A 13,480-nucleotide genomic window follows, 5' to 3' on the forward strand; every position below is an offset into this window, starting at 1 on the left:
TCAGCTTCCGCTTCAATCACCGCTTCAAGCTGGAAGAGATGACCGATCAAGTGCTCCAGGCGGCCTGTCTCTGCACTGCACGACCCGAACACCTCCTGAGGAGGGCGGAGCTTGCTACCTAATCAAGAGGGACAATGGGAGGAATCGCTCAAGATGCCGCCTCTGCAACCAACTGCGCCGCAACGACGACGATGGCAGGCATGCCCTGAAGCTCGCAATGTAAGGCGCATTCAAGGCCTAATCCGAATGAACTCAGACCACGATCGCCAGGATCAGGGGCAAGGATCACTGTGCAGACATCGCTCCGGTCATCCATAAAAAAAGCCGGCTTCAAGAGCCGGCGGAGGTAACGGAGAGGGAGGGATTCGAACCCTCGATAGAGTTGCCCCTATACAGCATTTCCAGTGCTGCGCCTTCGACCACTCGGCCACCTCTCCGGGGGCAAAATGGGGCAACCAAGTGGCAATGTAGCAGCAGGTCCGGCGGCTTCCCGCCCATCGACCCCGCCCCTCCAGCGTTCCTGTTCATGACCCGCAGCCATCCGATCACGGTCCACTGGCGTCAGGCCAACCGGGTGATCCGCAGGGAGGTGCCGGAAGGGGAGTACATCCTGCGTAGCTTCGAGCAGCAGGGTGAACCGCTGCCGTTCAGTTGCCGTAACGGCTGCTGCACGGCCTGCGCGGTGCGGGTGCTGTCCGGGGAGATCGACCAGCGCGAGGCCCTGGGGCTGTCGCGGGAGCTACGCGCCAAGGGCTACGGCCTGCTCTGCGTGGCCAGGGCCCTCGGACCGCTTGAAGTCGAAACCCAGGACGAAGACGAGGTCTATGACCTGCAGTTCGGTCGGTTCTTCGGCCGTGGCAAGGTGCGTCCCGGCCTGCCCCTCGACGACGAATGAGCGGTTCCACCAGCTCCCTGCCCACCGCCCCGTCGAACGCTCGGACCGATGGTCTCGTGAGTCCGCCGCTGTCGGTGTCCGGTGACGCCCTGGCGGCCTCGGGCCTCTCCCTCGGCGAGCTGGAGCGGTTGGTGGCCATCGCCCGCCGCGCCGCCGAGGCCGGTGGCACCCAGTTGCGGCGCTTTGATGGTCAGCTCGAGCAGGTCCGCGAGAAGGGTCGCGCCGGCGATCTGGTCACCGAGGCTGATCTGGCCGCCGAAGCCGCCGTGCTGGCCTTTCTGGAGGCGGAAACACCCCAGATCGGAGTGCTGGCTGAGGAGAGCGGTCGCCGCCAACGCTCCGGCGATCTCGAGTGGTGTGTGGACCCTCTGGACGGCACCACCAACTACGCCCATGGATTTCCTTTTTATGGCACCTCCGTGGGCCTCACCTGGCAGGGCCAGCCGCTGCTCGGCGCTCTGGCCGCACCGGGCCTTGATCAGCTCTACTGGGCCGCACCGGGCCTGGGCTCCTGGTGCAATGGTCACCGACTGCAGGTGAGCCCCTGCGGGGGACTCAGTGACGCTCTTCTGGCCACCGGCTTCGCCTACGACCGCACCACCCGGCTTGATAACAATTACGCCGAGTTCGCCTACTTCACCCACCGCAGCCACGGCGTGCGGCGCGCTGGTGCCGCCGCCCTGGATCTGGCCTTTGTGGCGGCAGGACGGCTGGACGGTTACTGGGAGCGCGGCCTGTCCCCCTGGGATCTGGCCGCCGGCGTGGTGCTGGTGGAACAGGCCGGTGGCTTGATCAGCAGCTACGACGGCAGTCCCTTCGATCTCAGCAGTGGTCGCCTGATCGCCTGCGGCCCCCAGCTGCATGGTGGCCTGGTGGCAGGCCTGGCCGCCTGCCGTCCGCTGAGCGGCGCCAGCTTCGGAGCCCCTGAGCTGGATGGCCCCTGACGGTGCGGTCCATAGGATCGCCCAGCCTTCTCCCTCGCCCGATCGCCATGGCTCTGCAACCCGCCGCCGGCGCCCGGGACCGCCACCCGCGCGAGGTGGAGAGGAACCGCAGGCTGGTGGAGCTGCTGGCTGGTGTGTTCCGCCTCTGGGGGTATCAGGAGGTGGACCCCCCCACGATCGAGCGGATCGACACCCTCGAAGCCGGAGGCGCCATCGCCACCAGCGAGATGGTTCGGCTCGCCTCCGACGATCCGCTGGCCCTGCGTCCTGAACTGACAGCCTCGATCGCCCGGGCCGCCAGCACGCGCCTGGCCGGCCGGCCACGGCCCCTGCGGCTGTGGGCCAGCGGCAACACCTTCCGCAGCGTGATCGCCGATGGCGGCGACCAGCGGATCAGCGAACAGGTGCAATGCGGCGTGGAGCTGCTGGGGGAGCCCTCCGCCGCGGCAGACACGGAACTGCTGCATCTGCTGCTCGCCGCAGCCGCCACCCTGGGATTGCAGCCCCACCACCAGCCCCGGTTGCTGGTGGGGCACCACGGCATCCTCTCGGCCCTGCTGGCATCGATTCCTGTCGAGCAGGCTGGTGCGGTGCGACAGGCCCTCACCAGCTTCGATCCCCTCGCCCTTGACCAGCTAGCGCTGCTGGGAGGGCAGCGCAGCCAATTGCAGCAACTGATGCGGCTACGGGGAGAACCCACGGCGGTGCTGTACCAGCTCGAGCAATGGCTCGGGCCGATCGAGCCGCTCAACGAGCTCGCCCAGACCCTGGCCAGCGTTGCACCGATGGCGGCATCACTTGGAGTGGCCCTGCAACTCGATCCCACCTTTCAGCCTCACTTCGCCCTGTACGACGGCCTGGTGATCAAATTGGTCTGCCAGGCTGCGGACGCCCCCCGCGACATCGCCAGCGGGGGGCGCTACGACAAGCTCGTGGGGCGCTTCTGCAGCGATGCCGGCCAGGCGGCGGGGGTGGGTTTTGCCTTCGCGATCGATGCCATCCGTGACCTGCTGGGCAGCGCCGAGGGGCAGGCCGAGCCGCGTTGGCTGGTGAGCTGTCGCACCAGCGCCGGCTTGCCGAAGGCGTTGCAGCGGCTCCAACAACTGCACGTCGCCGAGGAAGCGGCGGAACTGGGCCCGAAATCCTGTGCCAGCCAGGCCGAGGCCGACACCATCGCCCGCGAGCGCGGCTGTCGTGGAGCCATCTGGCTGCCGGACTGAATGCCCCGGAGTGGCCGGAAGCACAGAGGCCCAAAGCCAATCCTTAGGATCAGTGCCCACCGGTTCAACCCTGCATGGCCCACACGATCGTCACCAATGTGTGCGAGGGCGTGGCCGACTGCGTCGATGCCTGCCCGGTGGCCTGCATTCATCCCGGCCAAGGGGCCAACAGCAAGGGCACGGGCTTTTTCTGGATCGACTTCGACACCTGCATTGACTGCGGCATCTGTCTGCAGGTATGCCCCGTGGAGGGGGCCATCCTTCCGGAAGAGAAACCCGAGCTCCAGCGAGCAGGCTGAGGCTGCGGGGATCCATACGGCAGCGTGTCTCCCGCTTCCCAGGCACCTGACCCCCAACAAGAACAAGACGGTTGAGAGGCCGAACCGACCTTCTCGAGTTGTGGTGGCTTCAGTGAGGTTGTCCTGATGGCATCAAGCGACAAGTTCGGAGACCCCTCCCTCTGATGGCTTGAGCAGTTCACCACCAGGCCTCTACGGTCAGCAGCAGTGATCCAAACCTGACCAATGCCGGTGCTGGAAGAGACAGGCCAGATTCAGATCCATACAGAAAACATCTTCCCGATCATCAAGAAGGCCGTCTACAGCGGTCATGAGGTGTTTCTGCGGGAACTGGTGAGCAACGGCGTCGATGCCATCAGCAAGCGCCGCATGGCCGCCATGGGCGGCGATTGCAGTGAAGGTCCGGAAGGCGAGATCCAGATCCGCATCGATCGGGACGCCAAGACCCTCACGATCAGCGACAACGGCATCGGCATGACAGCCGATGAGGTGAAGCGCTACATCAACCAGGTGGCCTTCTCCAGCGCTGAAGACTTTCTCGAGAAATACAAGCAGGAAGACGACGCCATCATCGGCCACTTCGGCCTCGGCTTCTACTCCAGTTTCATGGTGGCCAGGCAGGTGGAGCTGGTCTCGCTCAGCGCCCGCGACGGCAGCGAGGCCGTGCGCTGGAGCTGCGATGGCTCGCCCAATTTCAGCCTCGAGAGCGCTGAGCGCAGCGAGCCGGGCACCGATGTGATCCTGCACCTGATGGAGGAGGAACTCGAATACATCGAGCCCTCCCGCATCCGCACCCTGATCACCACCTACTGCGACTTCCTGCCGGTGGCGGTGCAGCTCGAGGGTGAAACGGTGAACAAGCGGGAGGCGCCGTGGCGCAAAAGCCCCCGCGAGCTGAAGGATGACGACTATATCGAGCTGTATCGGTATCTCTACCCCTTCCAGGGTGACCCGCTGCTCTGGGTGCATCTCAACACCGATTACCCCTACAACCTCCAGGGAATTCTCTACTTCCCCCGCTCCAGCGGCCGGGCCGACTGGGAGAAGGGAGAGATCCGGCTCTACTGCAACCAGGTGTTTGTGAGCGACTCCATCAAGGAGGTGGTGCCGCGCTATCTGCTGCCCCTGCGCGGCGTGATCGATTCGCCGGATATTCCCCTGAACGTGAGCCGCTCGGCCCTGCAGACCGACCGACGGGTGCGCTCGATCGGCGGTTTCGTGGCCAAGAAGGTGGGCGACAGGCTCAAGCAGCTGCATCGCGACGAACCGAAGCGCTACGCCGAGATCTGGGAATCGCTTGCCCCCTTCATCAAGATCGGTGCCATGGAAGACGAGAAGTTCGCCGACCAGGTGGCTGATCTGGTGCTGTTCGGCACCACGGCTCCTGCGGCTGAATCGCCCTCCAGCGATACCGATGACAACGCCGCTGCCGAAGCAACTGCCCTCGATCCCATCCCCACCGATGGGAAGACTTACACCACGCTCTCCGGCTATCGCAGCCGCCTCACTGCCGGCAACGACAAACGCATCCTCTACTGCACCGATGAAGCCGGCCAGGCCGGGGCACTGGCCCTGTGGCGCAGCCAGGGCGCCGAGGTGCTGCTGGCGGACACCTTCATCGACACCCAGTTCATCCCCTGGCTGGAACACCGCCACGAGGAGCTGAAATTCCAGCGGGTCGATGCCGAACTCGACGACAGCCTCAAGGAACAGGAGAGCGAGCTGGCCGATGCCGATGGCAAAGACGCCTCTGAAAAGTTGCGAGACCTGTTCCGCAGTGCCCTGAACGACGACAGGGTGACCATCCAGGTGCAGGCCCTCAAGGGCGACAGTGCCCCGGCCGCCCTGATCCTGTTGCCGGAACAGATGCGCCGTATCAACGACATGGGCGCCCTGATGGAGCAGCGCCTGCCGGGATTGCCCGATCATCACGTGCTGGTGATCAACCGCCGTCACCGGCTTGTGGAGGGCCTGCTGAAGCTCTCCGCTGGCGCGGTTCTCACCTCGCCCGCCGCTGCGGCCAGCTCCCCCAGTCAGCAACTCTCCAGCGACCTGAGCCGCCATATCTATGAGCTGGCCCGATTGGCTGTGGGAGGTCTGGAGCCGAATCAGCTGGCGGGCTTCCAGCAGCGCAGCGGTGATCTGATGGGCCGGCTGATGGAACGGGGCCTCTGAAGCTGAATCCGGCCCTCCGGGCCAGCTTGAACCGGGGCCCCAACCATGCCTGGGGCCCCTTTGGTAAGATCTTCGCTTGGGCGTTGATGCCCGAGCGTTGTGTTGTTTCGGTAGAACGTCATGTCCCGGGTTTGTCAGCTCACCGGCAAGCGCGCCAACAACGGGATGGCCGTCAGCCACTCCCACGTGCGCACCAAGAAACTTCAGCAGGTGAACCTCCAGGAGCGACGCCTGTGGTGGGCCGAGGGCAAACGCTTCGTGAAGCTGCGGGTCTCCACCCGTGCCCTCAAGACCATTCAGAAGAAAGGCCTGGGTGCCTATGCCCGCGAACTGGGGGTCAACCTGGCCAAAATCTGAAGGGCATCAGCACCGGCCGCTCTGCTGGGGCAGCTGAGGCTGACGCCGCCATCAAGTTCTGAATCCTGCCATGCATCGCCGACCCCTTCTTCAAGGCCTGGCCATGGCGGCTCTTGGCCTGCTTGGACATCCCAGGCAGGCTTTTGCAATGGGAGGCACACTTCCTTCGCTCGATACAGAGGCTCCGGCCTTTGATCTTGAGGGCGTCGTGGCTGGAGCCATCATCCACCGCAGTCTCACCGACTTCGCCGGCCGCTGGTTGGTGCTCTATTTCTATCCCAAGGATTTCACCGGCGGTTGCACGCTCGAAGCTCGTGGCTTCCAGCGTGACCTGGCCGCCTTTGCTGCGCTGGACGCCAACGTGGTCGGCATCAGCGCCGATGATCCCGAGGCCCACGCGTCCTTCTGCGACAGCGAAGGGCTGGCCTTCCCTCTGCTCTCTGATCCGGGTGGCACCGTGAGCCAACGCTACGGCTCCTGGATCCCCCCATTCTCACAACGGCATACCTTTCTGATCGATCCGGCCGGCATCCTGCGGCAGCGCTGGGTGGCGGTTCGCCCCACCCTGCACAGCCAGGAGGTGCTGGGCGCACTGCAAAGCATTCAGGGCAAACACCCCTAGGGTGTCGGCTGCGATATCCGCCCCATGGCCCCGTTCCCCCGGAGTCTGCAAGGCCAGTTGCCTCGGCTGCGCCGCCGCCAGTTGCTCAGAATGTTGCCCTCTCTGGGCATCGCCATCGCAGCAGCGCCCTGGTTCATTCCCCGGTCTGGCCGGTCTGCAAGTCAGGGCCCGCCCACCAGATTGCGGGTTCTGGCGATCGCTGACAGCGGCAGCGGCAACGCCAATCAAAAGGCCGTGGCCGATCGCATGGCCGCATTGCATCGCCGAGAGCCAGTCAATCTGGTGCTGATGGGCGGAGACAACATCTACCCAGACGGCAACATCAAGCTGGTGCAGTCCACCTTTGAGCGTCCCTACCGGGCCCTGCTTCAGGCGGGGGTGCCCTTTCATGCGGTGCTGGGCAATCACGACATCCGCACCGCGAACGGCACTCCGCAGCTCCACTACAAACCCTTCGGCATGGCAGGACGGTGGTACAGCCTGCGACGAGGGCCGGTGGAGTTTTTTCTGCTCGACACCAATGGCAACGCCGACTGGAACCGACAGTTACCTTGGCTTCAGAGTGCCCTGAGCGCTTCCAAGGCCCCCTGGAAGGTGGTGGTAGGCCACCATCCGATTTACTCATCGGGTCATTACGGCGACCAGCCGCACCTGATCCATCGACTCACACCACTGTTCAAACGACACGGCGTGCAGCTGTACATCAACGGCCACGAGCACAACTACGAGCGCACAAAGCCGATTGATGGCATCACTTACCTCACGGTGGGCGGTGCTGGGGCCTGGCTGCGACCGGTCAAGGCCAACGCCCGCAGCGCCCGGGCCGCCAGTGTCTACAGCTTCGCTGAACTCGATTTCACTCCCACCCAACTTGAGCTGCGGGCCTGGGACAGCAAGGGACAGCGTATCGATCAGGTGCAACTGACGGCGCAACCCTGAGCACGAGCCCGCGTTGTCAGCTCACAATCCTCAGCCCACAATCCAGGTGCACGACTTTCAGCGGTATAGCTGCCTGGTCCATGGTCTCCAGCGGCATGCTGTCCGGCGGTCCTGCATGAAACAGCCTGGCAACCAGAACTGCACGGCCTGAGCTGTCGCCATGCTGATTTCTCTCCATCCTGATCCGTCTCCATGACGACTCTCACGCTTCCGAGACTGGTCGGGTCAAGCCTTGCCCTGGGTTTGATGCCGCTGTTGCCGGGCTCGGCCATGGCCGCGTCTCTGAAAGGGCGGATTCCCCTGACCGAGGCGGCACCCCTGCGTGTGGAGCTGCGTGAACAAGCCCACTATCGCTGCCGCGGCGGCGGAGAGGTGAGAGCCAGCTATTACAGCCTCAACGACGACAGCCTTGCCTTTGTCCGCCTGATCTTGCCTGGGGGGAGCCAGCAGACCCTGCCCAACATCGTCTCCGGGTCGGGTGCCCGCTACAGCGACGACGCCTCAATGGTGTGGTGGGTCAAGGGCGATGGAGCCTTCGCACAGACCCGAGGATCAGATGGCAGCTGGGAGACCAGCCTGGAGGATTGCAGGCTGAAACGCCCCTGACAATCCGCTCGTGTCAGCAGCCATGCCACTCGCGATTCAGTGGAGGGCCTCGACCAGGAGCTGCTGGTGAACAGCTGCGTCAGCGCGCTGAGCTTCGATGCGCTCGCGCTCCATCGGCACATCCAGCAGGGCGCGCCAGGAGGCGAGAAGGGCAGCAGAGTCGGGCAGATCAGCCAGATCCTGACAAGGACAACCGATCGCCGCTGCGGCAACGGCCACCTTGGGGTCATAGCTGAGAGCCGCACAGGGAGCTCCGGACAGGGCAGCCAGGATCAGTCCATGCAGGCGCATGGCAATCACCAGACCGGCCTGGGCGAACACGGCCATCGCCTCCTCTGGACAGCGCACCGTCAGCTCGCGGCTGCGCTCCAGCAAGGCTGGCGGCACCAATCCTTCAGCCTCAAGACGGGCCAGCAGGCCCTGGTCCTGGTGCCGGTGAAATGGCACCCACAGCACGGTGCGATCGGCCGACAGGGCCAGGGCCGCGGCTGCCTCGAGGTAGGGCCGCCAGGCCTCGCCCCGCAGCTGCGCCACTGGTCGCCAGCAGAGCACGATCGGCCGCTCCTGCGGAGACGCAGAAGGAGCTGTGACCGCCAGGCCCCAGACCGGGTCGCTGCCCACCAGACCCTTGGCACCCAAGCGTCTGGCCAGGCTGGCGGAGTCCGGGTCTCGCCAGCTGATCGCCGTGGCCCTGGGCAGGACCAACCCCACCAGGGCGCGACTGCGACGGCGGCGCAGGGGTCCGAGGCCCTGACCCCAGAGGATCACCGGTTTCCCCTGCCAGCGGGCCTTGAGGATCAGAGCGGCGTAATACAGAAGGCTGCGAAAGCTGGTGGAGTCCTGCAGCAGGCTGCCGCCGCCGAACACCAGGGCATCGCAGCGATCCAAGGCCCGCAGCACCCCCGCCACCCCCCGGCGCTGCACCGTCTTCACACCGAATCGGTGCTGAACCTCGGCTTCGTCGTGGGCGGTGACCAGGGCGCTCCAACCCGAGGGAAGCTGGGCCAGCAGGGCCTGAAGCAGGGCGTCGTCGCCGAGGTTGTGCTCGCCGTAATAACCGCAGAGCAGGGCCTGCATGGAACACGCACCCGGGCAGGCTCCGTACATTACGGATCACCGCGGGCTCCCTTGCCATGCATGCCCTGTCCCTGCCCACCTGGTGGATCCACATCACCTCGGTGCTGGAGTGGATGGCGGCGATCGTGGCGGTGGTGGTCTGGGGACGTCGCCGCCAGGAGGGGGGCTGGCGCTGGCTGGCACTGGCGATGCTGCCGGCCCTGGTGAGCGCCATGGCGGCCTGCACCTGGCACCTGTTCGACAACACCCCGGCCCTGGATGGGCTGGTGGTCTTTCAGGCGGGATGCACCGCCCTCGGTAATTCCGCCCTGGCGCTGGCGGCCTGGAATCTCTGGCGCCACCAGCCCCTGCCGGCCAGTGCCGCCGACGTCTCACCCCCCGGAACCGTCATCAGCCCCACCCTGCCGACCAGCCAGCCATGAGCGTTCTGACCCTGCTGGCCCGTATCGATCCGGCACCCCTGTTCGTGCTCTCCCTGCTGCCCTATCTGGCCTTTCTCTGGTGGGCGTCAAGGATCCGTGGATTCCCGCGCCTGGCCCTGCGCGGCTTCCAGGCCACGCTTCTGTTCGTGGCGATCACGATCGTGGCGGCGGTGATCGCCCAGGTGCGCTTCGGCGACCAGCTCGCCAACGTCGACCTGCTCCACGGCGGGGCTGAGAGCTTCCTCACGATCAGCAACCTGCTGGTGCTGCTGGGCTTCGCCGGCGTGGGCAGCGTCCGCCAAGGCAGCGCCGGCGGCATGAACAAGTCTTAAGGGGAATCGGCTGAAGGCCGCGCTGCCCGGAAGATGGGTCGTCGGCTTTTGCTTCATGATCGCTCCGCTTCTGGCTCTGGCCCCTGCCTCTATCTCCTGGTCCCCGAAAGTGGCCCTGGTGATGATCGTCTGCAACGTGATCGCCATCGCGATCGGCAAGGCCACCATCCAACAGCCCAATGTGGGCGCCCAACTGCCCAACTCCGCCATGTTCGGCGGCATGAGCCATGCCTCCCTGCTGGCCACCACCAGCCTGGGTCACATCTTCGGCATCGGCGCCATCCTCGGATTGGCCTCCCGCGGCGTGGTCTGAACCCGCCGATTGAGATCGCAGGCCAGAGACCTGGCCTGCCTGCGGTCCCAAGGGACCGCATTTTTGATGGGAACCAGACCGAGACGGAATCCAGCCAGACGTCGACGTCGTCAGCGCCAGCCCAGCAGATAGGGCAACGCCCGCAGGCCATACCGCTCAAAGCGGTAGTCGAACAGCAGGGCGGAAAGATCGGCGGCCTCGCAGGTCTCGAGGCCGGCCAGCAACCTCTCCAGACGGTGATCAGCACGGCGATCCCGCAACGCCAGCCAGGTGCGCCGTGCCAGCCGGCCACTCAGGGGCCAGCGCCAGCCGAAGTGCCTGCTCAGCTGCCGCTGGTAGCGCCGCCGCAGGCGATCAGGATCACGCTCCTGCAACAGCAGCGGCGCCAGCAGGCCAGCGCTGGCCAGCGCATGGCGAATCCCCTCACCACCGAGCAGGTTGGCGGTGCTCACCGCATCACCCAGGCCGATCAGGCGTCCGCGGCCATGGGGCTCACGGCGATCGATACGGCTGCGAATCAGGCCGCCGTGGCGGTCCAGCACCCGGGCACCGTCCAGATCCAGGCGGCACAGCAGGGTCTGCAGATCAGGCCCAAGGGGACGCTGGCGGCTGGAGGAGGAGGCACAGAGCGGCTGATCCAGGCGGCAGACCCCCAGCTTCAGCCGGCCGCATTGCATCGGGAACACCCAGCCGTAGCCCTGAGGCACCCAGTCGCTGCCGAGCAGGAAGGTGAGTTGATCGGCCCAGCGCTGCGCCGGCGAAGGATCCACCTGCAGCAGCCATTCCACGCCACGCCCCACCACCAGCTCTGACGGATCGCCCAGCAGGGCGCGCCCCTGGCCGCTGGCATCCACCACCCAGCTGCTGCGCACAACCACAGGGCAACCATCACTGCGGCGCAGGTGGGTGAGCAGACCACCAGACACCTCCTGACAGCCAAGGGCCCGAAGGCCCAGCTCGACGCGTCCCCCCCAGCAGCGGCACTGCTCCGCCAACCAGAGCCGCAGGGCGCCGAAGTCGAGCACGACCCCCAGGGGTACGGCCGAGCTCCAGTGGCGCGAGGCCTGGGCTGGACCGATCAACTGCCAGCTGCGCCAGCGGCTGGCCACGACTTCAGCCGGCAGGCCAAACGATGCCACAGCCTCGATCGGCAGGGCAGCACTGCTGAAGGCCGCCCGCCTCAGATCGGGCAGCTGATCCACCAGCAGCACATCCACACCGTGGCTCGCGAGCAGCCGGGCCAGGTGGCCCCCAGACGGCCCTGCTCCAACGATCAGCACGTCGCAGGTGAGATGCTCGCCGTCGATCACGGCACAGCCGTTCTGTGATGCACCCGGCTCAGACCGGAAGCGCCTGGCGTTCCGCGGTCACGAAGACGCCCGCAAAGCGCTGCTGGATCCGCTCCGCCATCTGGGGTGGCGTCAGACCCAGGGTCAGCTTGCTCTGCTCCGGGGTGGCGTGATCCACCAGCACGTCAGGAATGCCGAGGCGCAGCACCGGTACCAGCACATCGTGATCGTTGAGACTCTCGACCACGGCCGCACCGAAGCCACCGGGCAGGGCACCCTCCTCCATGGTCACCACCCGACCGATGCGGCGAGCCAGCGGCAGGATCAGGGCTTCATCAAGGGGGCGAAGGAAACGGGCATTGACCACGGCGGCCCGGATTCCCTTCTCCTGCAACAGACCGGCGGTGGCCATGGCTGGCGCCACCATGGCTCCATAGGCCACGATCAGCAGGTCGTCGCCATCGGTGAGCAGTTCACCCCGGCCGATCTCCAGAGGCTCCCAGCCCTCTTCCATCAGCGGAGCCCCCTCGCCTTCACCGCGAGGGATGCGAATCGCGCAGGGGCCGGTGTGGTGGATGGAGGTCACCAACATGCGCTGCAGTTCGGCTTCGTCCTTCGGAGCCATCACCGTGAAGTTGGGCACGGCACGCAGGTAGCTGATGTCGTACTGGCCCTGATGGGTGGGGCCGTCGGCTCCGACGATGCCGGCCCGGTCCATCACAAAGGTGACCGGCAGGTTCTGGATGCCCACATCGTGGATCAGCTGGTCATAGGCGCGCTGCAGGAAGGTGCTGTAGATCGCCACAACCGGCCGCAGCCCCTCACAGGCCATGCCGGCCGCCATGGTGACGGCGTGTTGCTCGGCGATGCCGACATCGATGTATTGCTTGGGCAGGGCCTTCTCGAGCAGATCCAGCCCGGTGCCCGTGGCCATGGCGGCGGTGATTCCCACCACCCGCGGATCCTGCTCACAGATCTTGACCAGGGTCTGACCGAAGACCTTGCTGTAACTGGGCGGCTTCGGCTTGCTGGAGGGATAGGCCTTGCCGGTTTTAAGGTCAAAGGCCGACTGGGCGTGATAGGCCACCTGATCGGCTTCGGCATAGGGATAGCCTTTGCCCTTGGTGGTGGCCACGTGCACCAGCACGGGGCCTTCAGTGCGATGAGCCAGCTCGAAGGTGCGCACCATCTCGGGGATGTTGTGGCCGTCGATCGGGCCGATGTAGGTGAAACCCAGTTCCTCGAAGACGGCACCCACCTTGGGAACGGCCAGGCGGCGCATGCCCTCCTTGATGCGCTCCAGCTCCGGGGGCAGCTCGCCATGCAGGAAGGGCAGATGGCGGATGGCCTCCTCGGCGTTGCCGGAGAGGAACTGCACCGGCGGGCTCAGCCGCATGCGGTTGAGGTAGGTGGAGAGAGCCCCCACCGGCGGGCTGATCGACATGTCGTTGTCGTTCAGCACCACCAGCAATCGGGTGCGGGGGAGATGGCCGGCGTGGTTGATCGCCTCCAGGGCCATGCCACCGGTGAGGGCGCCATCACCGATCACGGCCACACATTTGAAATCCTCGCCACGGCGATCTCGCGCCAGGGCCATGCCCAGGGCAGCCGAGATCGAGGTGGAGGCGTGGCCGGCACCGAAGTGGTCGAAGCGGCTCTCGCTGCGTTTGAGATAACCGGCCACCCCGCTCTTCTGGCGCAGGCTGTCGAAATCGTTGTAGCGGCCGGTGATCAGTTTGTGCGGGTAGGCCTGATGGCCCACGTCCCACACGACCCGGTCCTCATCAAGGTCGAGGGTCTGATAGAGGGCCAGGGTGAGTTCCACCACGCCAAGTCCAGGACCGAGGTGGCCGCCGCTGGTGGACACCACCTCCAGGTGGCGCTCCCGGATCTGTCGTGCGATCGCCTCAAGGTCAGCGGTGCTGAGCCCATGCAATTGATTGGGGTGACTCAGCTCGCTGAGATGCATGCCCTGGCTCTCTCGTGGAGG

The 13,480-nt window shown here is 65.8% G+C and carries 15 protein-coding genes, 1 tRNA gene and 1 pseudogene; 13 read left to right on the forward strand and 4 right to left on the reverse strand.

Annotation, left to right across the window (positions count from 1 at the left end; all coding sequences use genetic code 11):
- Nucleotides 1-122, forward strand: a pseudogene (locus VB716_RS17000) (IS1595 family transposase); the annotation flags it as partial.
- A 228-nt stretch (nucleotides 123-350) separates the two neighbouring features.
- Here the strand turns inward: VB716_RS17000 and VB716_RS17005 are convergent.
- Nucleotides 351-437: transfer RNA gene (locus tag VB716_RS17005), tRNA-Ser, on the reverse strand.
- Nucleotides 438-526: 89 nt separating this feature from the next.
- On the opposite strand from VB716_RS17005, the gene VB716_RS17010 reads away from it, so the two are divergent.
- The 9 genes from VB716_RS17010 to VB716_RS17050 all read left to right on the forward strand — a co-directional run bounded on the left by VB716_RS17010 (nucleotide 527) and on the right by VB716_RS17050 (nucleotide 8,057).
- The gene (locus tag VB716_RS17010) at nucleotides 527-895 is read left to right on the forward strand and encodes a 2Fe-2S iron-sulfur cluster-binding protein (protein ID WP_197170274.1); all 369 of its coding nucleotides are present in this window, start codon (nucleotides 527-529) and stop codon (nucleotides 893-895) included.
- Complete coding sequence (locus VB716_RS17015; RefSeq protein WP_322758705.1) at nucleotides 892-1,839, forward strand: inositol monophosphatase family protein; 948 nt, start codon at nucleotides 892-894, stop codon at nucleotides 1,837-1,839. Before VB716_RS17010 ends, VB716_RS17015 begins: the two co-directional genes overlap by 4 nt.
- Before the next feature lie 47 nt (nucleotides 1,840-1,886).
- Complete coding sequence (locus tag VB716_RS17020; RefSeq protein WP_323271115.1) at nucleotides 1,887-3,059, forward strand: ATP phosphoribosyltransferase regulatory subunit; 1,173 nt, start codon at nucleotides 1,887-1,889, stop codon at nucleotides 3,057-3,059.
- Nucleotides 3,060-3,133: 74 nt separating this feature from the next.
- The gene (locus VB716_RS17025) at nucleotides 3,134-3,358 is read left to right on the forward strand and encodes an indolepyruvate ferredoxin oxidoreductase subunit alpha (protein ID WP_197155886.1); all 225 of its coding nucleotides are present in this window, start codon (nucleotides 3,134-3,136) and stop codon (nucleotides 3,356-3,358) included.
- A gap of 225 nt (nucleotides 3,359-3,583) precedes the next feature.
- Entirely contained in the window at nucleotides 3,584-5,533 is a 1,950-nt protein-coding gene (gene htpG / locus VB716_RS17030; RefSeq protein ID WP_322758703.1) for a molecular chaperone HtpG, read from the forward strand.
- 120 nt (nucleotides 5,534-5,653) lie between these two features.
- Nucleotides 5,654-5,890: a 50S ribosomal protein L28 gene (gene rpmB / locus VB716_RS17035; protein WP_197155889.1), complete on the forward strand. Its 237-nt coding sequence runs from the start codon at nucleotides 5,654-5,656 to the stop codon at nucleotides 5,888-5,890.
- Nucleotides 5,891-5,960: 70 nt separating this feature from the next.
- Nucleotides 5,961-6,512 carry a peroxiredoxin gene (locus VB716_RS17040; RefSeq protein ID WP_322758702.1) on the forward strand — a complete coding sequence of 184 codons (552 nt, stop codon included), beginning with the start codon at nucleotides 5,961-5,963 and terminating at the stop codon, nucleotides 6,510-6,512.
- A 24-nt stretch (nucleotides 6,513-6,536) separates the two neighbouring features.
- Complete coding sequence (locus tag VB716_RS17045; protein WP_322758701.1) at nucleotides 6,537-7,451, forward strand: metallophosphoesterase; 915 nt, start codon at nucleotides 6,537-6,539, stop codon at nucleotides 7,449-7,451.
- 246 nt (nucleotides 7,452-7,697) lie between these two features.
- Nucleotides 7,698-8,057, forward strand: a complete 360-nt coding sequence (locus VB716_RS17050) for an MliC family protein (RefSeq protein ID WP_323271116.1) — start codon at nucleotides 7,698-7,700, stop codon at nucleotides 8,055-8,057.
- A gap of 36 nt (nucleotides 8,058-8,093) precedes the next feature.
- Here VB716_RS17050 and csaB read toward each other — a convergent pair whose 3' ends face one another.
- A complete protein-coding gene (gene csaB / locus VB716_RS17055) occupies nucleotides 8,094-9,134 on the reverse strand; it encodes a polysaccharide pyruvyl transferase CsaB (RefSeq protein ID WP_323271117.1) in 1,041 nt (346 codons plus the stop codon).
- Nucleotides 9,135-9,190: 56 nt separating this feature from the next.
- Here csaB and VB716_RS17060 point away from each other — a divergent pair, with 56 nt between their 5' ends.
- From VB716_RS17060 to psaK, 3 genes are read left to right on the forward strand one after another with little or no spacing between them, the layout of a single operon-like run.
- Nucleotides 9,191-9,556 carry a DUF2499 domain-containing protein gene (locus tag VB716_RS17060; RefSeq protein WP_197170277.1) on the forward strand — a complete coding sequence of 122 codons (366 nt, stop codon included), beginning with the start codon at nucleotides 9,191-9,193 and terminating at the stop codon, nucleotides 9,554-9,556.
- Entirely contained in the window at nucleotides 9,553-9,888 is a 336-nt protein-coding gene (locus VB716_RS17065) for a DUF3593 domain-containing protein (RefSeq protein ID WP_197155897.1), read from the forward strand. Before VB716_RS17060 ends, VB716_RS17065 begins: the two co-directional genes overlap by 4 nt.
- A gap of 55 nt (nucleotides 9,889-9,943) precedes the next feature.
- On the forward strand, nucleotides 9,944-10,201 hold the full coding sequence (gene psaK / locus VB716_RS17070) for a photosystem I reaction center subunit PsaK (protein WP_197155898.1): 258 nt from the start codon (nucleotides 9,944-9,946) through the stop codon (nucleotides 10,199-10,201).
- Nucleotides 10,202-10,311: 110 nt separating this feature from the next.
- Here the strand turns inward: psaK and VB716_RS17075 are convergent, their stop codons facing one another.
- Together VB716_RS17075 and dxs are read right to left on the reverse strand one after the other, a co-directional pair.
- Complete coding sequence (locus VB716_RS17075; RefSeq protein ID WP_322758698.1) at nucleotides 10,312-11,511, reverse strand: NAD(P)/FAD-dependent oxidoreductase; 1,200 nt, start codon at nucleotides 11,509-11,511, stop codon at nucleotides 10,312-10,314.
- Nucleotides 11,512-11,539: 28 nt separating this feature from the next.
- On the reverse strand, nucleotides 11,540-13,459 hold the full coding sequence (dxs, locus tag VB716_RS17080) for a 1-deoxy-D-xylulose-5-phosphate synthase (RefSeq protein WP_197155899.1): 1,920 nt from the start codon (nucleotides 13,457-13,459) through the stop codon (nucleotides 11,540-11,542).
- Nucleotides 13,460-13,480: the final 21 nt, after the last annotated feature.

Source organism: Synechococcus sp. CCY9201, from assembly GCF_034931105.1.
Classification (GTDB): domain Bacteria; phylum Cyanobacteriota; class Cyanobacteriia; order PCC-6307; family Cyanobiaceae; genus CBW1002.

Coding starts and splice junctions, on each gene's coding strand:
- rpmB (WP_197155889.1), top strand. CDS start 5,654: ATGTCCCGGGTTTGTCAGCTCACCGGCAAGCGCGCCAACAACGGGATG.
- VB716_RS17065 (WP_197155897.1), top strand. CDS start 9,553: ATGAGCGTTCTGACCCTGCTGGCCCGTATCGATCCGGCACCCCTGTTC.
- VB716_RS17025 (WP_197155886.1), top strand. CDS start 3,134: ATGGCCCACACGATCGTCACCAATGTGTGCGAGGGCGTGGCCGACTGC.
- csaB (WP_323271117.1), bottom strand. CDS start 9,134: ATGCAGGCCCTGCTCTGCGGTTATTACGGCGAGCACAACCTCGGCGAC.
- VB716_RS17050 (WP_323271116.1), top strand. CDS start 7,698: ATGCCGCTGTTGCCGGGCTCGGCCATGGCCGCGTCTCTGAAAGGGCGG.
- VB716_RS17045 (WP_322758701.1), top strand. CDS start 6,537: ATGGCCCCGTTCCCCCGGAGTCTGCAAGGCCAGTTGCCTCGGCTGCGC.
- VB716_RS17010 (WP_197170274.1), top strand. CDS start 527: ATGACCCGCAGCCATCCGATCACGGTCCACTGGCGTCAGGCCAACCGG.
- htpG (WP_322758703.1), top strand. CDS start 3,584: ATGCCGGTGCTGGAAGAGACAGGCCAGATTCAGATCCATACAGAAAAC.
- VB716_RS17020 (WP_323271115.1), top strand. CDS start 1,887: ATGGCTCTGCAACCCGCCGCCGGCGCCCGGGACCGCCACCCGCGCGAG.
- dxs (WP_197155899.1), bottom strand. CDS start 13,459: ATGCATCTCAGCGAGCTGAGTCACCCCAATCAATTGCATGGGCTCAGC.
- VB716_RS17015 (WP_322758705.1), top strand. CDS start 892: ATGAGCGGTTCCACCAGCTCCCTGCCCACCGCCCCGTCGAACGCTCGG.
- VB716_RS17060 (WP_197170277.1), top strand. CDS start 9,191: ATGCATGCCCTGTCCCTGCCCACCTGGTGGATCCACATCACCTCGGTG.
- psaK (WP_197155898.1), top strand. CDS start 9,944: ATGATCGCTCCGCTTCTGGCTCTGGCCCCTGCCTCTATCTCCTGGTCC.
- VB716_RS17040 (WP_322758702.1), top strand. CDS start 5,961: ATGCATCGCCGACCCCTTCTTCAAGGCCTGGCCATGGCGGCTCTTGGC.